The sequence below is a fragment of the Candidatus Rhodoblastus alkanivorans genome, assembly GCF_022760755.1.
Taxonomy (GTDB): Bacteria; Pseudomonadota; Alphaproteobacteria; order Rhizobiales; family Beijerinckiaceae; genus Rhodoblastus; species Rhodoblastus alkanivorans.
This window is the reverse complement of the sequence record NZ_JAIVFP010000001.1, coordinates 3,905,135-3,925,335: the sequence shown is the minus strand read 5'-3', so window position 1 is coordinate 3,925,335 and position 20,201 is coordinate 3,905,135. Positions and strand designations below refer to the sequence as shown.

Annotated in this window: 20 protein-coding genes; 4 read left to right on the top strand and 16 right to left on the bottom strand. The window is 65.2% G+C overall.

The window, feature by feature from the left end:
* The 13 genes from K2U94_RS18230 to K2U94_RS18170 form a co-directional block, all read right to left on the bottom strand.
* Nucleotides 1–1,200, bottom strand: coding sequence for an MFS transporter (locus K2U94_RS18230; protein WP_243068575.1), 1,200 nt, complete (start codon nt 1,198–1,200; stop codon nt 1–3).
* On the bottom strand, nt 1,197–1,349 hold the full coding sequence (gene ccoS, locus K2U94_RS18225; RefSeq protein WP_243068574.1) for a cbb3-type cytochrome oxidase assembly protein CcoS: 153 nt from the start codon (nt 1,347–1,349) through the stop codon (nt 1,197–1,199). Before ccoS ends, K2U94_RS18230 begins: the two co-directional genes overlap by 4 nt.
* A gap of 34 nt (nt 1,350–1,383) precedes the next feature.
* Nucleotides 1,384–3,654: a heavy metal translocating P-type ATPase gene (locus tag K2U94_RS18220; protein ID WP_243068573.1), complete on the bottom strand. Its 2,271-nt coding sequence runs from the start codon at nt 3,652–3,654 to the stop codon at nt 1,384–1,386.
* A gap of 1 nt (nt 3,655) precedes the next feature.
* Nucleotides 3,656–4,162 carry a FixH family protein gene (locus K2U94_RS18215; protein ID WP_243068572.1) on the bottom strand — a complete coding sequence of 169 codons (507 nt, stop codon included), beginning with the start codon at nt 4,160–4,162 and terminating at the stop codon, nt 3,656–3,658.
* A 29-nt stretch (nt 4,163–4,191) separates the two neighbouring features.
* A complete protein-coding gene (ccoG, locus tag K2U94_RS18210) occupies nt 4,192–5,670 on the bottom strand; it encodes a cytochrome c oxidase accessory protein CcoG (RefSeq protein ID WP_243068571.1) in 1,479 nt (492 codons plus the stop codon).
* A gap of 216 nt (nt 5,671–5,886) precedes the next feature.
* Nucleotides 5,887–6,756 carry a cytochrome-c oxidase, cbb3-type subunit III gene (gene ccoP, locus K2U94_RS18205; RefSeq protein WP_243068570.1) on the bottom strand — a complete coding sequence of 290 codons (870 nt, stop codon included), beginning with the start codon at nt 6,754–6,756 and terminating at the stop codon, nt 5,887–5,889.
* Nucleotides 6,757–6,759: 3 nt separating this feature from the next.
* The gene (locus K2U94_RS18200; protein ID WP_243068569.1) at nt 6,760–6,918 is read right to left on the bottom strand and encodes a cbb3-type cytochrome c oxidase subunit 3; all 159 of its coding nucleotides are present in this window, start codon (nt 6,916–6,918) and stop codon (nt 6,760–6,762) included.
* A gap of 15 nt (nt 6,919–6,933) precedes the next feature.
* A complete protein-coding gene (gene ccoO / locus K2U94_RS18195) occupies nt 6,934–7,671 on the bottom strand; it encodes a cytochrome-c oxidase, cbb3-type subunit II (RefSeq protein WP_243068568.1) in 738 nt (245 codons plus the stop codon).
* 11 nt (nt 7,672–7,682) lie between these two features.
* Nucleotides 7,683–9,305, bottom strand: coding sequence for a cytochrome-c oxidase, cbb3-type subunit I (ccoN, locus tag K2U94_RS18190; RefSeq protein ID WP_243068567.1), 1,623 nt, complete (start codon nt 9,303–9,305; stop codon nt 7,683–7,685).
* Between the two features lie 407 nt (nt 9,306–9,712).
* The gene (locus tag K2U94_RS18185) at nt 9,713–10,399 is read right to left on the bottom strand and encodes a DedA family protein (RefSeq protein ID WP_243068566.1); all 687 of its coding nucleotides are present in this window, start codon (nt 10,397–10,399) and stop codon (nt 9,713–9,715) included.
* Between the two features lie 541 nt (nt 10,400–10,940).
* Nucleotides 10,941–11,360, bottom strand: coding sequence for a hypothetical protein (locus tag K2U94_RS18180; RefSeq protein WP_243068565.1), 420 nt, complete (start codon nt 11,358–11,360; stop codon nt 10,941–10,943).
* A 220-nt stretch (nt 11,361–11,580) separates the two neighbouring features.
* The gene (locus K2U94_RS18175; protein ID WP_243068564.1) at nt 11,581–12,258 is read right to left on the bottom strand and encodes a class II aldolase/adducin family protein; all 678 of its coding nucleotides are present in this window, start codon (nt 12,256–12,258) and stop codon (nt 11,581–11,583) included.
* The gene (locus K2U94_RS18170) at nt 12,258–12,698 is read right to left on the bottom strand and encodes a VOC family protein (RefSeq protein ID WP_243068563.1); all 441 of its coding nucleotides are present in this window, start codon (nt 12,696–12,698) and stop codon (nt 12,258–12,260) included. Before K2U94_RS18170 ends, K2U94_RS18175 begins: the two co-directional genes overlap by 1 nt.
* A gap of 137 nt (nt 12,699–12,835) precedes the next feature.
* On the opposite strand from K2U94_RS18170, the gene K2U94_RS18165 reads away from it, so the two are divergent.
* On the top strand, nt 12,836–14,215 hold the full coding sequence (locus K2U94_RS18165; protein WP_243068562.1) for a cation diffusion facilitator family transporter: 1,380 nt from the start codon (nt 12,836–12,838) through the stop codon (nt 14,213–14,215).
* A 244-nt stretch (nt 14,216–14,459) separates the two neighbouring features.
* Here K2U94_RS18165 and K2U94_RS18160 read toward each other — a convergent pair whose 3' ends face one another.
* Entirely contained in the window at nt 14,460–14,666 is a 207-nt protein-coding gene (locus K2U94_RS18160; protein ID WP_243068561.1) for a TOBE domain-containing protein, read from the bottom strand.
* A gap of 501 nt (nt 14,667–15,167) precedes the next feature.
* On the opposite strand from K2U94_RS18160, the gene K2U94_RS18155 reads away from it, so the two are divergent.
* From K2U94_RS18155 to K2U94_RS18145, 3 genes are read left to right on the top strand one after another with little or no spacing between them, the layout of a single operon-like run.
* The gene (locus tag K2U94_RS18155; RefSeq protein WP_243068560.1) at nt 15,168–15,809 is read left to right on the top strand and encodes a MotA/TolQ/ExbB proton channel family protein; all 642 of its coding nucleotides are present in this window, start codon (nt 15,168–15,170) and stop codon (nt 15,807–15,809) included.
* Entirely contained in the window at nt 15,809–16,414 is a 606-nt protein-coding gene (locus K2U94_RS18150) for an ExbD/TolR family protein (protein ID WP_243068559.1), read from the top strand. Before K2U94_RS18155 ends, K2U94_RS18150 begins: the two co-directional genes overlap by 1 nt.
* Nucleotides 16,411–17,316: a TonB family protein gene (locus tag K2U94_RS18145; RefSeq protein ID WP_243068558.1), complete on the top strand. Its 906-nt coding sequence runs from the start codon at nt 16,411–16,413 to the stop codon at nt 17,314–17,316. The genes K2U94_RS18150 and K2U94_RS18145 overlap by 4 nt, the downstream gene beginning before the upstream one ends.
* A 66-nt stretch (nt 17,317–17,382) precedes the next feature.
* On the opposite strand, the gene K2U94_RS18140 is transcribed toward K2U94_RS18145, so the two are convergent.
* Both K2U94_RS18140 and K2U94_RS18135 read right to left on the bottom strand, forming a co-directional pair.
* Nucleotides 17,383–17,856, bottom strand: a complete 474-nt coding sequence (locus K2U94_RS18140) for a hypothetical protein (RefSeq protein WP_243068557.1) — start codon at nt 17,854–17,856, stop codon at nt 17,383–17,385.
* 2 nt (nt 17,857–17,858) lie between these two features.
* The gene (locus K2U94_RS18135) at nt 17,859–20,198 is read right to left on the bottom strand and encodes a TonB-dependent receptor (RefSeq protein ID WP_243068556.1); all 2,340 of its coding nucleotides are present in this window, start codon (nt 20,196–20,198) and stop codon (nt 17,859–17,861) included.
* Between the last annotated feature and the right edge of the window lie 3 nt (nt 20,199–20,201).

Below are 20,201 nucleotides of genomic sequence, written 5' to 3'. Positions count from 1 at the left end.
TTATACCGGGAGCCAGAAGGCGGCGGCGATGGCGCCGGCGATCGCCGAAAGGAACAGCACAGCGTCATGGGCCGCCAGCATGGCCCGCGAGGGATTGGCGCGGCGATAGAGTTTTAACGAAGCGCCGGCGGTCGCGAAACTCCAGCCGACCGCGACGGCGATCAGCGCCGAGGCGAAACGCCAGTAATCGCGCGCGAAATATTCCAGCCCCCAGGCGGCGGCGATGAGGGCGAGGCCGAGCGCGGCGATCGTCTGGGCGCCGAGCCGGCGCGCGAGCGCGCCGGTGAAGAAGGCCGGCGCGTACATCGCCACGACATGCCAGGAAATGGCGCTGAACACGACCGGAACGCCGATGCCGCAGCCGGCCATGGCGCCCGGCGCCGCGACCATGGCGGCGGTCATGCCGAACCAGGCGAGGCCGGCGACGAGGCTCGGCGCGACGAAGGCCCGCCAGTCCGGTTGCGGCGCCGCCCGCGCCGCCCGATGGGGCAGGATGGGCGCCCGCGCCGTGGTGAGAACGGCGAGGACCAGCACCAGCACCTGGGTCAGAGCGGCGGCGAGCGCGGTGGCGGCGAACAAAGAGGCGGGCGCCGCCTGCGCGACGAAAAAGGCGAGCGCCGGGCCGATGAGGCCGGCGAGGCCGCCGCTGCCGAATACGATAATGGCCGCGCGCGCCCGCGCCCCGGCAGTCGACCCGAGCGCCGCCTCATGGCGGTAGAACAGGGAAAAGCCCTGGGCGACGCCGAGCCAGAAGGCTCCGAGGCAGAAGGGCGCGAAAAGGTTGTAAGTGAGCGCCCAGGCCATGATCAGGCCGCCGGCGACGCCGAGGCTCGCGCCGAGCGCCAGGGCGGCGCGGCGGCCGAAGGCGTCGAGCAGGAAAGAGGCGGGGAAGGTCGCCGCCGCCGCGCCGAGCAGCATGGCGACATAGGGAGCGGCCATCAGGCGCAGGTCGGGCGCGAGCAGTCGGCCGGCGAGCGGCAGCATGCCGAGCGTCAGGCTTTGCGACAGGACGGACAGGGCGAAGCCGATCGCCAGGGTCGCGACGCCGGGCGCCGCAAGCGCAGACTCCGGCGCGACGCCCGGCGCAGGCGCCCCGGGCGGGCAGAAACAGGCCATGCGCCCGGCGCGCGCGACAGGCGCGCCGGCCTCGAACGGGTCCTCGGTCCCGGCCTGGGGAACGGAGGAATCCAAGGCCGTCATTTCTTCTCGATGTCGTCGTCTTGAAGGATTCGATAGGCGGCGCCTTCGAGATCCTCATATTGTCCCGATTTGAGCGACCAGAACAGGCCGTAAAGACCGATCAGGCCCAGGCCGATGGCGGCGGGAATGAGAAAAACCAGAACATTCATCGCATCGTTCCGCTGAGAACCGGTCGGCTCAGGCCTAAGGCGCCGCCGCCGGCTGGTGGACATTGGCTCTGCGCGCCGGATCGCCGGCCGATCCCTTCGCCTCCCGCAGGAGGAGAGTGACGCCTTTGCCCGGCCCGCGCAAGCGCAAGGCGTTGAGGGTGACGACAATCGATGAGGCCGACATGGCGAGCGCGGCGAACAGAGGCGTCGCATGGCCAGACATGGCGACGGGCACGGCCAGGAGATTATAGCCGATGGCGAACGCCAGATTCTGCCGCATCAGGCCGCGCGCGCGCCGGGCGATGGCGATCGCCGCCGCCACCGGCGCGAGCCGCTCGCCGAGGAAAACGGCGTCGGCCTGCGTCTGGGTGAGATGGACGGCGTCGATCGGCGAGATCGACGCATAGGCGGCGGCAAGGGCCGGGGCGTCGTTCAGTCCGTCTCCGACCATCAGGACTTTCGCGCCGCGGGCGGTCCAGTCCTGGATGAAGGCGATCTTGTCGGCGGGCTTCAGGCCGCCGCGCCAGCTTTCGATTTTCAGTTCGCGCGCGATCGGCGCCGCCGCCTCGGGCCGGTCGCCCGAAAGCATCGCAATGTTCAGCCCGCTGTCGCGCAGGTAGGAAAGAACTTTCGCCGCGTCGGGGCGGAGCGTCTGCCGGATCAGGAGCCGCGCCCAGCGTTCGCCGGCGCGGATGAAAATGGCGCTGGCGTCGGCTTCGCCCGCCGGCTGCTCCACGTCGCAGAACGCGGCCGAGCCGAGCCGGGCCTCGCCGCCGCCGAAAGGCGCGGCCACGCCCATGCCCGGCGTCTCGCGCGCGTCGGGCAATGGCGCGGCGGCCCGCGCCGAGCGGGCGAGGGCAAGCGCCAGAGGATGGCTAGAGGAATGGGCGAGGCGGCCGGCCAGTTCGAGCAGATCGGGCGCGATTTCGCCGGCATTGGCGACGCGCGGCTCGGGCAGGGTGAGGGTGCCGGTCTTGTCGAAAACGATGGAATTGACCTCGCCGAGCTTTTCAAGCCCGGTCGCGTCGTTGAGGAACAGACCGGCGCGGAAAAAGGCGCCCGACGCCATGGCCTGCACGGCGGGGACGGCGAGCGCCAGCGCGCAGGGGCAGGTGATGATGAGGACGGAAATGCCGATGACCAGGGCGTCGTGGACGCTGGCGCCGAGAAGGAGCCACCACGCGAGGCCAGTCCCCAGCGCCGCGATATGGACGACGGGGGCATAGAGTTGCGACACTCGGTCGGCGAGCCGGACATAGCCGGAACGCGCGGCGCTGGCGGCGTCGATCAGCCGCGCCGCCTCGTCGATCAAAGCGGCGTGCCCCGCTGCCGTCACTCGCAGGATGAGCGCGCCGTCGCCATTGATCGAGCCGGCGTAGATATTGTCGCCGACTTTCACGGGCTTGCCGAGGGTCTCGCCGGTGATCGCGCTTTCGTCGACCGAACTCGCGCCGCGCTCGATCGCGCCGTCGGCCGGAACCCGCTCGCCGGCGCGGATCAGGACGCGGTCGCCCTCGGTGAGCGCGGCGACCGGCGTAAGCGCCAGATGGTCCTCGTCGTCGCCCGCGCCCGGCGCGAAACGCAGAGCGTTCTCGCCCTTGAGCGCCGCGAGATTGCCCGCCGCCGCCCGGGTCTTGCGGCGCATGGCCTGGTCCATGACCCGGCCGGCGAGGAGGAAAGCGAGCAGCATGATCGCGGAATCGAAATAGGCGTGCTGCGCATGATGCTGGGTTTCATAGACCGACAGCGCCAAAGCGAGGAAAACGCCGATGGTCACCGGCACGTCCATGTTGAGCCGGCCCTGGCGCAGGGATGTCCAGGCGCTGACGTAAAAGGGCTGGCCGGCATAGGCCGCCGCCGGCAAAGCGATCAGCGCCGAGATGAAGTGGAAGAAGTCGAGCGTCTCGGGCGACATCGACGCGCCTTCGCCGGACCAGATCGAAATCGACAGCAGCATGATGTTCATGGCCGCGAAAACGGCGACGCCGAGGCATTTCAGCAGCAGGTGGAAGCGCGCCGCCTCGTCGGCCTCGACTTTGCGCTGCTCGAACGGATAGGCGCGATAACCGATCGCCTCCAGCGCGCTGGTCAGGGCGCCGGCCTCGGTCGTGGCGGCGTCGAAGGTCACCGCCAGGCGATGGCTGGTGAGATTGAGCCGCGCCGTCATCACGCCGGGCAGGCGCTTCATCGCCGTCTCGATGTCGCCGAGGCAGGCGGCGCAAGTGATGCCGTCGATGGCGAGGTCGATCCGCGACCGCCCGTCCGCATCGGTCTTGACGAAATGCGAATAATCGGGCGCGGCCATATTATTCGACGATGAAGGAATTGCGCGAGCGGAACATGCGCTTTCCGGCGCGGCTGAGGGTCAGTTGGAGGTCCCACCGCCCCGGCCGCAGAGCTGCGGCGCCGGAATAGACGCCTTCCGCGATCGGGCTCGCGGGGACGGTGCGGTCGAACTTGCGCGTCGCCGGGAAATAGAAATCGAGCGAGGCGTCGAGTCCCTCCACCGGCTTGCCCGCCTTGTCCCTGACGCTCACCGTGATCTGGGTCGCGCCGGAATCGTTGGCGCGGGTGAGATCGACCGTCCAGCCCAGCAGGCCTTGAGCCTTGGCGGCGGCGATCTCCTTGTTGTAGGCGAGCCCGGTGTCGTAAGGATCGTTGGCGTCGAGCCCGCTGAAGGTTTTCACGGCGAAAGTCGCCATGATGAAATTCACCCCCAGGATGATTCCAAAAAAGGCGAGGATGATCAGAAGCACCGTCCGCGCGTTAAGTGGTCGCCCGGACGGCCGGTAGTCGCTTTCTTCCCTAATCATCCTTTCACCTCGATCCCGCTGCCGCGCCGTCACGGCGCCTTGAAATAGTCGTTCTTTTTCACCGTTTCACCGGTCTTGGCGTCGGTGAGAACCATTTGAATGGGCGTGCTTTGTGGCAAATGCGCGTCAGGCGGCGCGGTCACGGTGACGCGCAATTCCAGCGTCTGGTTGGGCGGCGCGACGATCGGCACGCCCGCGGGGCCGCCGACGGGTTCGTCCATCACCGAGAGCCGGGCCTGGGGCAGGCCGGCGAGCGACAAATTGAACTCGCGCTCGTAACCCTTCGGATTGAGGATGCGCACTGTATAGACGTTGCGAACCGACCCGTCCGACAGATTGATGAAAATGGGGTTGCGGTCGTGCATGACGTCCACCCCGAGGCTACCGCGCGTCGCCAGTTTGAAGCCCATGGCCGAGGCGACGGCCAAGATCAGCACCACATAGATGATCGTGCGCGGGCGGACGATGCGGGCTTTGAGCGCCGGCAATCCTTCGGCGCGGCGCTGGACATTGATGTCCGTGTCATAGCCGATGAGGCCGGTCGGGCGATTGATTTTGCGCATCACATTGTCGCAGGCGTCGATGCACAAGCCGCATTGGATGCAGCCCATGTCCAGGCCGTTGCGAATGTCGACGCCGGTCGGGCAAACGGCGACGCACTGGTTGCAGTCCACGCAATCGCCGGCGGGCTTGCCCGCCTCGCGCAGAACCTTGGCCTTTTTCACCGAGCCGCGCGGCTCGCCGCGATCCACCCGATAAGTGACGTTGAGGGCATATTCGTCAGTCAGCGCCGCCTGGATGCGCGGCCAGGGGCACATATAGAGGCAGACCTGTTCGCGGGCGAAGCCCGCCAGCAGATAGGTCGTGCTGGTCAGGATGATGATCCAGACATAGGCTGTCGTGGGCGCCTGGAAGGTCGCGAGCTGTTTCACGAGCGTCGGGGCGTCGGCGAAATAGAGCACCCAGGCGCCGCCGGTCCACCAGGCGATCATCAGCCACAGCGAATGTTTCAGGATCGCCTCGGCGATCGTTTCGAGCGTCCAGGGCTGCTTGGCCTTTTTCAACCGGTCGCGGCGGTCGCCCTGCGTCCAGCGCTCGATCAGCAGGAACAGATCGGTCCAGACGGTTTGCGGACAGAGATAGCCGCACCAGATGCGTCCCGCGACGGCGTTCATCAGGAAGAGGGTGAAGGCGGCCAGGATGAGGAGACCGGTGAAGTAATAGACTTCCTGAGGCCAGATCTCGATCCCGAAGAAATAGAACCGACCGTTGGTCAGATCGACCAGCACGGCCTGCGACGGCAAATCCGGCCCGCGGCTCCAGCGCGCGAAGGGCAGAAAATAATAGACCGCCATGCCGACGGCGAGCAGGATCCATTTGATGTTGCGGAAGCGGCCGCTGACGCTCTGCGGATAGATCTGCTTGCGGGACTCGTAAAGCGCGAATTCCTCCGACCCGGACGCCGCCGGCGCCGGTTTTTTGTCACCCGATTGTGGAATTGCGCTCATTTCGCCATCTCGAAAGGGCGCGCGCCGCATTTGGCGCGCCAGTGCCGTTGGCCCCTTATAAGCCGAAGGAGGCGGTCTGAGTCGAGATATTTGCGCGCGGTTTTGTCGCAGGCCGCCGGTTGCGCCGGAGTCGGCGAAATCCGGATCGGAACCTGTCATAGCGTTCGCTGACGCCGGGCGCGGGCGGCCTTGCGGCGCGCCGCGCCCGGCGGAGGATTATTGGCCGCCGCCCAGCGAGTGGACGTAAACCGTCAGGGCCTTGATGGTCGCCGGATCGAGCTTGGAGCCCCAGGCCGGCATATGGCCGCCGCGACCATTGGTGATGGTCTGGATGAGGTCGGCCTTGTCGCCGCCATAGAGCCAGATCTTGGTCGTCAGGTTCGGCGCGCCCATCTGGATATTGCCCTTGGCGTTCTCGCCGTGGCAGGGCGTGCAATTGTCCATGAAGACTTTCTTGCCGGCCGAGACGTCCGCCGTCGTCTTGTGCGACAACGAATAGACGTAATTGGCGACGTCGTCGATCTGCTGCTTGTTCAGAATGCCCGAGGCGCCCCAGGCTGGCATGTCGCCCTGGTGGCCGTCGGGATCGCCATAGCGCGCGCCATGGGTGATCGTGGCGCTGATCTCATCGAGCGTCCCGCCCCACAGCCAGCGGTCGGCGGTGAGGTTGGGATAGCCCTTCGAGCCCTGACCGTTGGAGCCGTGGCAGGGCGCGCAGTTCACGCCGAAGGCCGAGTGGCCATAGGCGCGGGCGAATTGCGCCAGCTTCGGATCGGCGGCGATCTGCTGCAGCGAATCCTTGTTGAGCTGGGCGACCATCGGGGCGCGCTGGGCCTGAAGCTCCTTCAGATCGATGGTGACCGCGCCGCGCGAACTCCAGCCGAGGATGCCGGGAGTCGCCCCGCCGGGCAGCGGGATCGCCGGATAGAGAAACCAGTAGCCGACCGCCCAGACCATTGTGGCGTAGAGCACGTAGAGCCACCATTTGGGGAGCGGCGTGTTGAGTTCCTTGATGCCGTCCCATTCGTGGCCCGTGGTCGCTGTGCCCGTGGCCGCGTCAATATCTTGATGCGTGTGATCAACCATTTTTTAATCCTCGTTCAGCGGCAGGCGGGCAGCCTCGTCGAAGCTTTTCTTCTTCGACGGCCACAGCGCGAACACGACGACTCCCGTGAAAGCGACTATGACCGACAGAAGACTGAACAGTTTCAGTGGTCCGAGAATGGCGATGAAATAGTCAGGCTCCATGTCGCCTCCTCGGCCTCAGCGCCAGTTGGCCTTTTCGTTGAACAGTTTGAAATCGACCGTGGTGCCAAGCATTTGCAGATAGGCGACCACCGCGTCCTGTTCCGTCGGCGTCGTCGGGCCACCCAGGCTGGTGTGAGCGACGGCCTTCGAATAGCGCTTGTCGAGTGCGGCGAGCGCCGTCGTATCATCGGGGCTCAACTGAGCCTTGATGTCGTCCTTGGCCTTGGCGATCATCTCGGGCGTATAGGGCACGCCTTCCTCAACCAGGACCTTCATGTCTTCCTGGATATGGGTGTAGTCGAGCGGCGTTTCGGACAGGAACTCGTAGCGCGGCATGACCGAACCCGGAACCACCGAGCGCGGGTTGTTCAGATGGCCGCGCTGCCAGTCGTCGGAATATTTGCCGCCGACGCGGGCGAGATCGGGCCCCGTGCGCTTGGAGCCCCACTGGAACGGATGATCATATTTCGATTCCGCGGCCAGCGAATAATGGCCATAGCGCTCGACCTCGTCGCGCAGGGCGCGAATCATCTGCGAATGGCAGAGATAGCAGCCCTCGCGGACATAGATGTTGCGGCCGGCCAGCTCCAGCGGCGTGTAAGGTCTCACGCCGCTGACCGTTTCGATTGTGCTCTTCAGGTAGAAGAGCGGGCCGATCTCGACCAGACCGCCGATGGCGACGACAATGAGAATGCCGACGAGCAGGACGATGCTGTTCTTTTCGAAGATCGCGTGTTTGTTCCAAAGCGACATAGTCGATCTCCTCACTCGGCCGCTGCGAGCGCTGGTTTCGTTTCCGTCACCGGCGCTTCTTCGGGCGAGGTGAGGGTCTTGTAAAAGTTGAAGGCCATGATCAGCGCGCCGACGAGGAACAGGCCGCCGCCCGCCGCGCGGATCACATAGAAGGGATGCATGGCCTCGACGGTTTCGATGAAGGAATATTCAAGGAAGCCGTTGGCGGTATAGGCGCGCCACATCAGGCCCTGAAGGATGCCGGACACCCACATTGCGGTGATGTAGAGCACGATCCCGATCGTGGCGATCCAGAAGTGCCAGTTGACGAGCTTGAGCGAGTAGAGCCTGCGGTTGAACACCCAGGGGATCAAGCAGTACAGGGCGCCGAAGGAAACGAAGCCCACCCAGCCGAGCGCGCCGGAGTGAACGTGGCCGATGGTCCAGTCGGTGTAATGCGACAGGGAGTTGACCACCTTGATCGACATGAGCGGACCTTCGAAGGTCGACATGCCGTAGAAGGCGACGGACACGACCAGCATGCGCAACACGGGGTCGGTGCGCAACTTGTCCCAGGCGCCCGAGAGCGTCATCAGGCCGTTGATCATGCCGCCCCAGGAAGGCATCCACAGCATGATCGAGAAGGTCATGCCCAAAGTCTGCGCCCAATCCGGCAGAGCCGTATAGTGCAGATGGTGCGGACCGGCCCAGATATACATGAAGATCAGGGCCCAGAAGTGGATGATCGAGAGACGGTAGGAATAGACCGGGCGCTCGGCGCGCTTCGGCACGAAGTAATACATGATGGCCAGGAAGCCGGCGGTCAGGAAGAAGCCCACCGCATTATGGCCGTACCACCATTGGAACATCGCATCCTGCACGCCAGACCAGACGATGTAGGACTTCGGCGAGAAGATCGAGACCGGGATCGCCGGATTGTTGCCGAGGTGCAGCATGGCGATCGTGACGATGAAGGCCAGGGTGAACCAGTTGGCGACATAGATGTGGGGTTCTTTGCGCTTCCACAGGGTCGCGAGGAAGACCAGGAGATAGGTGACCCACACGATCGTCAGCCACAGGTCGGCGTACCATTCCGGCTCGGCATATTCCTTGGACTGGGTGATGCCGAGCAGATAGCCCGTGCCGGCGATGACGATGAACAGGTTGTAGCCGAGGACCACGAACCAGGGCGACAGCACGCCTGCGAGACGGGCGCGACTCGTGCGCTGCACCACATAAAGCGAGGTCGAGATAAGGACGTTGCCGCCGAAGGCGAAAATCACCGCCGATGTGTGCAGCGGGCGCAGGCGGCCGAAGTTGAGCCATGGAATGCCCATGGACAGGTCGGGATAGGCCAGTTCGAGCGCGATGATGAGGCCGACGAGGAAGCCCGCGATGCCCCAGAACACCGAGGCGATGGCGGAAAATTTTACCGGGCCGTAATTATAGTTCGGCCGGCCGTCGATTTCCTGGGGAACATAGGCCGGGCGCATCGTGTAGCGCTTGAAGATCAGGAAGGCCGAGCCGAAGCCGGAAAGCGCGAACACGAACATATGGAACGCATAGCCGGCCGTATAGGCCCTCGATGCGATGAACAGCGCCAGGAAGGCGCCGGCGAAGGAAAGGACGATACCCAGCAATTCGCCGATCGTCATGTGCTTATCGCCGGATGGCGACGCTGTGGATATCGAACTTGTTTGCGCCATGTTTTCGCCCCAATGAAGTCGCGTCCGCGCCCGGACGCGCTGGCCCGTCATTAGGCGGACCTTTGCCCGCCCTGTCAAAGCTTTCATTGACTCAAGTCAAATGAAGCGCCTGACCGTCTCAATAGCTTGAAATTCGCAGTCGCGCGATAGGCCAGAGGTTCAAACTCGCGTCAACGCGACCATTCGCCGCGCTCCGCGCGCGGCGCTAGCTTTCGCCGCGCCGGCGCCATGATTCGATGGCGCCTCGGGCGCGCGCGGCGTTCGCGCACGGCGTTTATGTCAATTTCGGGGGCTTCGGCAGGGCGCTGCGCCGATGCGATTGGCGTACGAACCGCGCGACGGGGCGAATCCGGCGGTCACTCGCCGGCGCGTTCGCGGATCGGCGCCGGGCGCGCGCGTTTCCGCTCGGCGTCGCGCAAGGGCCCCGGATAAGCGGCGACGGCGCGCGCGATCAGCTTTTTTTCCTGGGTATGGATCAGCCACCAGCCGATGGCGACGCCGAGGACGATGAGCACAAGCGTGATCTTGCCCAAAGGTCCCGCGACCCGCTCGAAAGCGTCGCCGAAGGCATAGCCGCCGAGGCCGAAGATCGCCGCCCAGACCACCCCGCCGGTGGCGTTGTAGAAGAGGAACTGGCCCCAGCCATAGCGGTTCACGCCGGCGAGGAAAGCCGCGAAAATCCTCAAAAGTGCGATGAAACGGCCGAAAAAGACGATTTTCGCGCCGTGATTGTCGAAAAGATATTGGCCGAGCTTGATCCTGTCGTCGGAGAGGCCGAGCCTGCCGCCGTGCTTCAGCAGCAGCGGCAGGCCGAAACGGCGTCCGGCCCAAAAGCCGACATTGTCGCCGAGAATGGCGCCCAGCGCCGCCAGCGCGATGACCAGCTTGATGTCGAGCAGGCCAGTCGCGCCCGCGAACATTGCGGCCAGAACCAAAGCCGTTTCGCCGGGGAGGGGAACGCCGGCGCTCTCCAACGCCACGATGCAGAAAACCGCCAGATAGCCGTGCTGCGCGATCAGGGGTTTAATCGTTTCAACAAACATTGTGCTTTCCGTGAGCGCCTTTTCTCATCGCGGCCAGTTCTCATCGCGGCCAAGCCTGGATGCGGCGCAATCTCCGATATTTAGGACGAGAGCGTTGAAATTCCGTTGGTTCATCCCGAAGGCATTGAGCCGCGTGTTTTGCGCCGCGCCGTCCGCCGGTTGCGTGGTAACGGCGCCTGACGGCGAAAATCAGGCCGCGCAGCCGCGCTTTGCGTCGGCAATTGAACCCAAGCACACCCTCGCATGGACACGACGTCGCGCCCATGCGGTTCCATTGGCCTGTTCTAGAGGAAAAAATCCGCCGCCGCCAGTTGGTTTCCCAAGGCGCATCGGGAGGCGTGTCGGGCGCGAGGGCGCGGCGCGGTCGGATTGCGGGAAACAGGCGGGCGCCAGGAATGAAGAATGACGCCGCGGCCTTCCCTCCCGAAAGGCCGTCTTCTCATCCCTGGCGCCGGCTTTTCGCAAAGGACGCCGCGAAAACAAGGCAACCGGTCTCGGCTGCGGTGCAAGCGCTCCGCAGCCGATCTGCAACCGGTAAGCCTCAGTTGACGAGACTTTTCAGCGCCGCTTCGCGGGGGCGCAGCGCGCCTGGCGAGCGTCCGTTCCAGCGCAAGCCCGTGAATTCATGAACCCCGGCCGAAGCCGGGGCGGGGGAAAAATCCCGCGCGGACTTGAGAGCGGCGTCCCACGAATCGTCAAATGCGGTTTCGACGACGTGGCGCAGGCCGGCGAGAATTGGCATGTCGCTTTGAACCATGCCCATTTCGAGACTTTTGCGGCGCAGGGGGCTAGCCTTGCGGTCGAAATCCGCCACGACGCCGGCCACGAAGGCTCCGACGGACAGGCCTGCGCGACGGGCCGCGACCGCGACGCGCCGTTCGAACTTGCCTCCGATGCAGGCCAGGGCGGCGGCGGCGACATGTTCGTTGGCGCAAGTGCGGAACAATTCGGTCGTTCGCATATAGGTCTCCGATTTCGAAGGCGCGCCGACTTTCATCCTGGAATTGCGTTCGCATCCTGGATATGGGTCCGCGCGCGGTTTTTCGGGGAAAACCCGTGCAGCAACTCAAACGCCATTTGGAACCAAAGTAGGATAGCAACGAAAGCGGCCGCGCACCGAATCACATTGCCGTGAGAGTCCCGGATTGACCCAGGGTAACGGAAGGCATTTTAAGCATTTGTTAACCTTTTTTCGCGCCCGGACCATAGGCGGCGAATCGCTCGACCAGCGAAAGAACCTCGTTTTCCGGCAGGACGACCGGGGCGCCGGCGAGACTTGCGAGATAATGGAGCCGGGCCAGGGTTTCCAATTCGCCCGCCAGCCAAAGGGCGCGCTTGAGGTCGGGGCCGACCGCGATCATGCCGTGACTGCCGAGGATCACGCCGTTGCGGGGCCCGAGTCCGGCGAGCGCCAGAGCCGACAGTTCCGCGGTCCCGAATGGCGCGTAATCCGTGCATTCGATCTGGGCGCCGCCAAAGGCCGCGATCATGTAGTGGCTTGCCGGGATCGGCCGCCGCAGCATGGACAGGACCGTGGCATAGGGCGCATGGGCGTGGACCACCGCCCCGACATCGGCGCGGGCGCGCAGAATATCGCGGTGGAAGCGCCATTCGCTCGACGCCTTGAGCCCGGTCTTTTCGTCGCGGTCGGGAGATTCGGCGGAAAGATCCATGGCGACGATCATGTCCGGCGTCAGGTCGTCATAATCGACGCCGCTCGGGGTGATCAGCATGGACGGGCCGAAGCGGGCGGAGACATTGCCTGCCGCGCCCTGATTGAAATCCTTGGCGTTCATGGCGCGGCAGGCGGCGACGATCGCCTCCCGCGCCGCGCGCTCCGCCTCGCTCCGGGCGGCCATCACCAGGTTCCGATATTCGGGGCGCTGGCCCAGGGCTCCTGCGCCGGCAACGCGGCGCCCTGCTGCAGCAATTCGATCGAAATGCCGTCCGGCGTGCGGATGAAGGCCATGTGGCCGTCACGCGGCGGGCGGTTGATGGTCACGCCCGCCTTGGCCAGCCTGTCGCACAAGGCGTAGATGTCCTCGACCTCATAGGCGAGATGGCCGAAATTGCGGCCGCCGGCATATTCCTCCGGGTCCCAGTTATAGGTCAGTTCGACCACGGGCGCGGCCTCGGCCGCGGCGCGGGCGGCGTCGGCCGGCGCCGCGAGAAACACCAAAGTGAACCGCCCCTTGTCGTTCTCCATGCGGCGGGTTTCGACCATGCCGAGCTTGTTCACGAAGAAGTCGAGGGCGGCGTCGAGGTCGCCGACCCTGATCATGCTGTGAAGATAGCGCATTTCCGCTGCTCCCTGTGCGGCCAAGGCAGAATCTCCGAAATGCGGCCGCTTCGCTCCCTGTTAGCACAATTCGCTCCCGCCTTGCCCGGGCGCGCGACGATCTGCTATTGCAATCCTGCAAGGCAGGAGGACTTCCCTTGACCGATGCCGCCCTCAAGGAAAAGGTCGCCTTCAGCTCAATTATCGCCAGTTTTTTGCTGACGGTCGGCAAGATCGCGGCCGGCGTCGCCTCCGGCTCTCTGGCGCTACTCTCGGAAGGGGCGCATAACGCGCTCGACACGGGCGCCACCATCCTTACTTATTTCGCGGTGCGCGAGGCCAACAAGCCCGCCGACGAGCGCCACCATTACGGCCACGCCAAATTCGAATCGCTCTCGGCTCTGGCCGAGACCGGCCTGCTCGCGGGCCTTGCCTGCTATGTCCTGGTCGCCGCGATCCGGCGGCTGTGGGAGGGGCCGGAGCCCGTGGACGCGCGCTGGCCGGTTTTCGCCGTGCTCGGGGTTTCCATCGTCGTGGACGTGACCCGCTGGCTGACCCTGCGCGCGGTGGCGAAAAAAACCGGCAGCCATGCGCTCGCCGCCGACGCCATTCATTTCGCCAGCGACCTGGTCGGAACCTCGCTGGTTCTGGTCGGCCTCGTGGCCGATTCCTACGGCTTCCACCAGGGCGACGCCCTCGCGGCGATGGGCGTCGCGTTGTTCATCGCGCTCGCCGGCTATCATCTGGGGCGCGAAACCATCGAGACCCTGCTCGACACTGCGCCGGAAGGACTGGCCGACAGCTTGCGCGCCGCGATCGTGAAAATCCCGGGCGTGGTCGCGGTGGAGGACCTCAAATTGCGCGGCATTGGCGCGCATGTGCTGGGCGAGGTCACCATTGGCGTGTCGCGCACCCTTCCGGTCGAGCGCCTGATTCAGATCGAGCGCGCCGTGAATGCGAAAATCTCCGAAATCTCGCCCGAGACCCAGGCCAGCATCATCACCTCGCCGCGCGCCCTCGACGAGGAAACGGTCGCCGAACGCATCATGATGATCGCCGCGCGGCGCAAGCTCGCGGTTCATCATATTATCGTGCAGCATCTCAACGGCCGCGACTGCATCGCCTTCGACCTCGAAATCGACGGGGCCATGTCGCAAGGCGCGGCCCATGAGATCGCCACGGCGCTGGAAAACGAGATTCGCGTGGAATTCGGCGCCGAGGTCGAGGTCGAAAGCCATATCGAGCCTTTGCAGGATCACGCCCTGACCGGCCACGAAGCCGACGCCGCGACCCTCACCGGGATTTCCGAATCCTTGCGCAAGCTGGCGATCGCGGGCGGGGTGCTCCAGGGCGTCCACGACATACGCGCGCGCCGCACCGAGGACGGGCTGGTGGTGAATTTCCACGCCACCGTCGATCCCGGCTTAAGCGTGGCGGCGACCCACGACGCCATGGACGAAATCGAACGCGCTTTGCGCGAGCGCACGCCCGGCCTTCTGCGCGTCGTCGGCCACGCCGAACCGGTCGGCGCGGCGTGACCGCGGGCGGGATTTTAGACGCGGTCTTGAGCGCTTCGCCGTTCTGGACGGCGTCGATAAAAGCCACGCCTTTTCGCGCGCCAAACTCCATTTGCAAACTTGTCGCATGCCGCGGTGTCTTGTCCTTCTGCCGGCGCCGGAACAGCGCAGCCGAGAGCCGCCGATGCATTATGCAAATGGATTATATCGTAAAATCGCGCCCGCGAATGCGGGCGCGGCGAGCGATCAATATTCCGCTTCCCTATTACGCGACGGCGATCATGACGTCGGACGACTTGATCACGGCGCTCGCGGTCTGACCAGCTTTCAGACCCATTTCCTCGACCGCTTCATTGGTGATCGAAGCCGTAAGATGGAGGCCCTTCACGTCGAGAACGATATGAGAGGTCGTGGCGCCCTCCTTGATTTCGATGATCTTGCCTTCGAGTACGTTGCGAGCGGAGATTTTCATCTGAATTAGCCTCTTTTCGATAAGTACTTTTGGGAGGAGAGTGTTGTCTCAATTCTCCATTCAACCCGCGCGCTCGATCGGGCCGCGCCTTTTCCTCAATGCATAAACTGCGCCAGCACAGCGTCAAATCCAGCTTGCGCACGGCGCTGTCGGAGCTTTCAGCAGCGATCCGCCTTGCACATCGAAGTTGGAGATTTTGGGCTGAGTGACGACTTTCTCGGCCATGACGATAGGCAGGGCCTGCCCAGCAATGCTTGCGAGACAGGGGAAAGTCGGCGACCCTGCGAGCCTCCATGAGCGTTATGCTCTCATAAGCGGCGCTTCGCACGGATTTTAGGCTTGATTGCAGCGTGTCCTCAACGCACATAGATATGTAGTCGAATGACATATAGAGGCCTGGGCCGCCAGGCTTCGCCGCCATCGGACTTTTGTCAGGTTCGTCATGTCGGGGTCGTGACGCCGTCGATCGTGGCCGGCGCTGTTAGAAGCGGGTCTTAGCCTATGAATCCTGTCAGCATTTCGCCGATCGGCCTGTTTCTCGAAGCGGGGATCATCGGCAAGGCCGTCATGCTTGCCCTGTTCCTTGTTTCGATCTGGTGCTGGTTCCTCATCGTCGAGGCCTGGATCGCCGCCCGACGGCTTTGGCGCGCCGTCGGCGACGCGCGCGGCGTCGTCGTCGCCCCGCTGGTCGCGCCGGTCCTGAGCGCCGGCGACGAGGCAGCCGCGATCCGGGTCGCGACGGAAACCCACGCCGATCGCCGATGGCGCATCGGCGAGTCCATGACGCGCGCCGCGCGCGGCCTGCTCCTGCGCGCCGAAGGCGGGCTGCCGGGCCTCGCGGTCATTTCCTCGACCGCGCCTTTCGTCGGCCTGTTCGGAACGGTCTGGGGCATCATGTCGTCCTTCGCCGGGATCGCCGAGGCCAAGGACAGGTCCCTGGCCGTGGTCGCGCCCGGCATCGCCGAGGCGCTGGCGGCGACCGCCTTCGGCCTCGCCGCCGCCATTCCGGCCTCCATCGGCTATAACCGCCTGGCGGCGCTGTTCTCCCACGTCTCCGCCGATCTCGATTGTCTGGTGCAGGAGCGCACCGATCTCCTCGTCAGCGGCCGCAAGGCGACCCAGGCGGCAAGGGAGGCCGTCTGATGCAGTCCTCCTCCGTGTCCAAATCGAGCGGCGTCTATCAGGTTCAGGCCGAGATCAACGTGACGCCGCTGGTTGACGTGATGCTGGTGCTGCTGATCATCTTCATGGTCACCGCGCCGATGATGGCCGCGGGGCTCCATGTCAGCCTGCCGCAGGCCAAGGCGGCGCAGAAGCTCGATCCCAAGCCTCCGGTCGTTCTGAACTTCACGAAGGACGGCAAGGTCGATCTCGATGGTCAGGATTATGCGCTCGACGAGGTCGTCGCCGCCGTCGAAGCGAGGCTCGGCGACAACCGGACCCAGCCGATCCAGTTGCGCGCCGACCGCGACGCCAGCTATGGCGCGGTGGTCGGACTGATGGACGTGCTGGCGTCGCACGGCCTCACCCGGCTGGCGATCCTGACCGCCCCGGATCGGCCAGGCCCCGCCAGGCCTGTGGACCAAGGCCCCGCCAGGCCTGTGGACCAAGGCCCCGCCAGGCCTGGGGACCAAGGCCCCGCCAGGCCTGTGGACCAAGGCCCCGCCAGGCCCGTGGACCAAGGCCCCGCCAGGCCCGTGGACCAACAAGGCCCCGCCAGGCCGGTCGATCTGGGGCCGCGGCCGTGACCTCCGCGTCCGCCGAGGCCGGGCGATCCGATCTGCTGCCGCGCGGCCTGCGGCTTGGGATGGCGGGGCTGATCTGCGTCGCGCATGTGGGGCTCGTCGCCGCCCTCAGCCTCGTGGCCAAGCAGGTCCAGGTTCTCGCGCCGCTCAATGTCGACCTGATCCCGCAAGGCGATTATTTCGTCGATACGGTCGAGGTCGCCGGTCCGGCTTCGTCCGAGCCGGTCAGCCAGCCGCAGCCTCAGCCTCAGCCGCAACCCCCTGCCGATCCGGCGACGGCTCAACAAACGCAAACCGAAGCGCAAGCCGAACCGCGGGAAGAAACGCCTCCTCCGCCCCAGCCGTCTCCCCCGGCGCCTGCCGAGGCCGCCGCGCCGGCGGAGACTCAGCCCGCGCGCGAGGCGGAGCTGGAGGCGCAGGAGAAGGCGCGCCGGCTGGAGGCGAAAAGACGCGCGCAGGCTGAGGAAAGGACGCGGCAAAGGCGTGAAAAGCGCCTGAGGGAATTAAGGGAGCGCCGGGAGGAGGCGCGGCGGCGCCGCCGCGAGGAACAGCGCCGCGCAGAGGCTGGCCGTCCGGGCGGGTCGCAGGGCCATCGCGCCGGCGTCGCCAATGGCCAGGCCGTGCGCGCGGCGCGTTTCAATTACGGCGCCATCGTCGCGGCGGCGCTCAATCGCCAGAAATTCTATCCGGCTTCATCGCGGGCGCGGGGCGAGACCGGCTCGGTGGGGGTGACGTTCACGGTCGGCGGCTCGGGCCGCATCGCGGGCTATTCCATCTATCGGTCGTCGGGATCTTCGGCGCTTGACGGAGCGGTCCGCGCGATGATGGCGCGGGCCCACGCCCCGCCGCCGCCCGGCGGCGCGTTCCACGGCAGCATCAACATCAATTTCAATCTAGGCGGTTGATCGCAGCGCCCTGGGGCTTCGCCATCGCGTTTCTGCGGATGACGAAGTGATCCTGCGGGAACCGGATCAATGCGCGGTTGGATCGGGCGCCACCAACCGATAGGACTGATGGCAGGCGACGCAATTCTTCGTCGTCGCGCCGAGCATGCCGAGGATTTCGTCGGTCGATTTGTTCTGCTCGACGGCGTCGGCGATGGCGTCGAAACCCATATGGGTGTCGACGCCACGCCGCTTCCATTCCGGTGACATGGCGTCTTCGAGGCCCTTGGGCTTGTCGGTCATGGCGCGCATCGCCTTCATTCCGCGCGAGCGCGCCGCCGCGACTGCCTTCGCCTTGTCTTTTTCGGCGAGGCCTTCGTCGATCTGCTGGATGGCGACGACGAATCGCCGCATCTGGCCCAGAATGAAAGCCTTCTGCGTCGCGGTGACGGCGACGGGCGAGCGTGGATCCTGGGCCGGCTGCTGCGCCCAGACGACGCTGATCGGGCCGCCGAGCGCGACGCCAAGCGCCGCGGATGCGAGGAGGGGAATACGGCGCAAGGTCAATATTTCCAGTCGAGCTTGGCGATGACCGCGCGCGGCGCGCCCGGGTAATAGATGCCTGAGGCCGAACTCGCCTGGTAATAGCCGGCGGAAATCAGGCCGATATAGGCCTGATTGAACAGATTGGTCGCGATGAGGCTCGCCTCGACCTCGCCGACCGGCAGCTTCTGGCGCCAGGTGACCTTGAGATCGACCGTGCCATAGCCGGGGATCGGCTGGGTGTGGGCGACGTCGCCATAGACCTGGCTCACCAGATTCAGGATCGGCGTGACGGAGAGATGGCTGTTCCAGCGCCATTCGCCGCCGAGCGTCGTGACCCAGAGCGGCACGTCCGGTATCTGTTTGCCGTTGACCATCGTGCTGGCGATGGTCGCGGTCGAGGCGCCGGGCAGATAGGGCAGGTTGGAGACGAAGACCATGCTCTGATAGCTGACCGCCGCGAACAGCGAGAGATCGTCGCGCGGCGTGAGCCGGACCAGGCCCTGGCCGCCGAGCGTCCGGCTCTCGCCGACGTTCTGGCTGTATTGTACGCCGATGCCCGGATCATAGGATACGTTCTGGTTATAGTTCCGGGCGTAGAAGAAGGTCGGCTCGAACGAGGCTGCGCCGAAGGGTGTGGCGAATTTCCAGCCGAAGCCGAGATCGACCGCATCCGTCGTCTGCGGCCTGATCTGGCTCCAAAGCGCGTTCGCGGTCAGCCCCTTGGCCAGGAACTTGGCGGCGTTCCCCTGATAGACCGGCCACAGGTCATAGGCCGGGGCGTCGGAATTGACGCCGGCGCTCGCGCGGAGCTGGAAGTCCTTGGTCACGTCATAGGCGAGCGACAGGAAGGGAAGCGCGGTCCCGACCGTGAAGGAATTCACGCTTCGGCTGTAGATGGGGCCGGAGGAGAGGGCGAGCGCCGTATTATAGTCGACCAAGCCGACCGCGGCCGTATTCATTTCGTTGAGGCCGGGGATCGTGGTCCACAAATAGCGGAAGCCGGCCTGCGCATGCAGCGCCCCGAAGCGGCGGTCGGCCATGCCGTAAGCGGCCTGATAGATGTTCGGGGTCGTCTGGTCGGCGAGAATGCCCCAGGTCTTGAAGGTCAATCCGCCGGCGGTATTGGGCGCAAACATCTGCCACGCCGACGGCGGCCCTGGAATGTTGCCGACGCCGCCCCAATAGCCAACGGTGAAATTGGTGTCGGCGTAGCGGGTCTTCAGCTCGGCGACGCCGCCATAATAATCATGGTCGATGATCCATTTGCGCACCATGCCCGTGGCCATTCCGTCGAGGTAATAGCCGTTCTCGCTCAAGTAATAAGGCTTCAGCGTCAGGGTCGTGTCGCCGTTGATGTGGTAGTTGATCTCGGCAAAGGTTGTCCAGACATTGAAGGACTGGGTATTGTAGCCGTACCATTTGACCAGGCTGGCCGCGGGATTTTGCAGGAATGGCGAGAAGTCGTAGGTGCGATATTGCGAGAGGTCGCGCGCCTGGGCATAGGTCAGGCCGGCATAGGTGTTGGCGTCGAAACCGGTGTGGCCGACGAAAGCCTTGACGTCGAGATTTTCCGTCGGACGGCTTTCGACGCCCGCCGCGAAATTGTCCATGTTATTGGGCGACTGGCCGTAGCCGCGCCATTTATTGGCGTCGGTCCACGAGCCGGAAATGAAGAATTTTGTGGTGTTGTTGAGAATATAGCCGCTGTCGATGCGGCCGAACGAGCGCAGGAAACCATAAGATCCGAAGCTTTGCGAAAGCTCGGCGCCCATTTTGTCCTTCGGCCAGAGAATATTGCTGTTCACGATGCCGCTGGCGGTGAAATAGGAATTGACGTTCGACGGGACCGGGCCCTGATAGAGGGTCACGCCGGAAAGGTTTTCGTTGTTGATCAGCCAGGTGTTGCCGACGCCGGGATCGATGCCGGACAGGGGGATGCCGTCGACCGTGGAGAGCGAATCGCCGTGCTGCGACAGCGCGCCGCGGATGCGGATGCCTTTGGTCCCGCCGGGAATATTGGCGAGGCTGAAGGGGTCGATCGCCGGGGCGTCCACGCCGGGGAGATTGGCGACCGAACGCAAGCTGTTGGTCCCGCCGCCGCCGGTGGCGAGGTCGACGCCGGGCTGATCGACGTCATATACCGTCGCGCCCTGGTCGCGGCGCGCGCCGACCGGCGTCGTCGCGGGCGCGGCGGCGGCGCTGCCCGTCTGGGACGCCGGCGCGGCCTGCTGCGGCGCGTTGACATTGACGTCCGGAACCGCCGTCTGCGCAAAAGCCGCTCCGGAGGCAAGGAAGGCGATCAGCGATATGCTGGAGAGGAGCCCAGCGCGATAGTCGTCAGGCGGCGTCCTGGTCACAAT

Bases quoted from the DNA above. Each gene is read 5' to 3' on its own strand.
- K2U94_RS18175 (WP_243068564.1), bottom strand. From the start codon at position 12,258: ATGGCCGCCCGGAGCGAGGCGGAGCGCGCGGCGCGGGAGGCGATCGTC.
- K2U94_RS18160 (WP_243068561.1), bottom strand. From the start codon at position 14,666: ATGAAAATCTCCGCTCGCAACGTACTCGAAGGCAAGATCATCGAAATC.
- K2U94_RS18220 (WP_243068573.1), bottom strand. From the start codon at position 3,654: ATGGCCGCGCCCGATTATTCGCATTTCGTCAAGACCGATGCGGACGGG.
- K2U94_RS18150 (WP_243068559.1), top strand. From the start codon at position 15,809: ATGCAGTCCTCCTCCGTGTCCAAATCGAGCGGCGTCTATCAGGTTCAG.
- ccoN (WP_243068567.1), bottom strand. From the start codon at position 9,305: ATGACGATCGGCGAATTGCTGGGTATCGTCCTTTCCTTCGCCGGCGCC.
- ccoG (WP_243068571.1), bottom strand. From the start codon at position 5,670: ATGAGCGCAATTCCACAATCGGGTGACAAAAAACCGGCGCCGGCGGCG.
- K2U94_RS18200 (WP_243068569.1), bottom strand. From the start codon at position 6,918: ATGGAGCCTGACTATTTCATCGCCATTCTCGGACCACTGAAACTGTTC.
- ccoP (WP_243068570.1), bottom strand. From the start codon at position 6,756: ATGGTTGATCACACGCATCAAGATATTGACGCGGCCACGGGCACAGCG.
- K2U94_RS18230 (WP_243068575.1), bottom strand. From the start codon at position 1,200: ATGACGGCCTTGGATTCCTCCGTTCCCCAGGCCGGGACCGAGGACCCG.
- ccoS (WP_243068574.1), bottom strand. From the start codon at position 1,349: ATGAATGTTCTGGTTTTTCTCATTCCCGCCGCCATCGGCCTGGGCCTG.
- K2U94_RS18180 (WP_243068565.1), bottom strand. From the start codon at position 11,360: ATGCGAACGACCGAATTGTTCCGCACTTGCGCCAACGAACATGTCGCC.
- ccoO (WP_243068568.1), bottom strand. From the start codon at position 7,671: ATGTCGCTTTGGAACAAACACGCGATCTTCGAAAAGAACAGCATCGTC.
- K2U94_RS18170 (WP_243068563.1), bottom strand. From the start codon at position 12,698: ATGCGCTATCTTCACAGCATGATCAGGGTCGGCGACCTCGACGCCGCC.
- K2U94_RS18155 (WP_243068560.1), top strand. From the start codon at position 15,168: ATGAATCCTGTCAGCATTTCGCCGATCGGCCTGTTTCTCGAAGCGGGG.
- K2U94_RS18215 (WP_243068572.1), bottom strand. From the start codon at position 4,162: ATGATTAGGGAAGAAAGCGACTACCGGCCGTCCGGGCGACCACTTAAC.
- K2U94_RS18185 (WP_243068566.1), bottom strand. From the start codon at position 10,399: ATGTTTGTTGAAACGATTAAACCCCTGATCGCGCAGCACGGCTATCTG.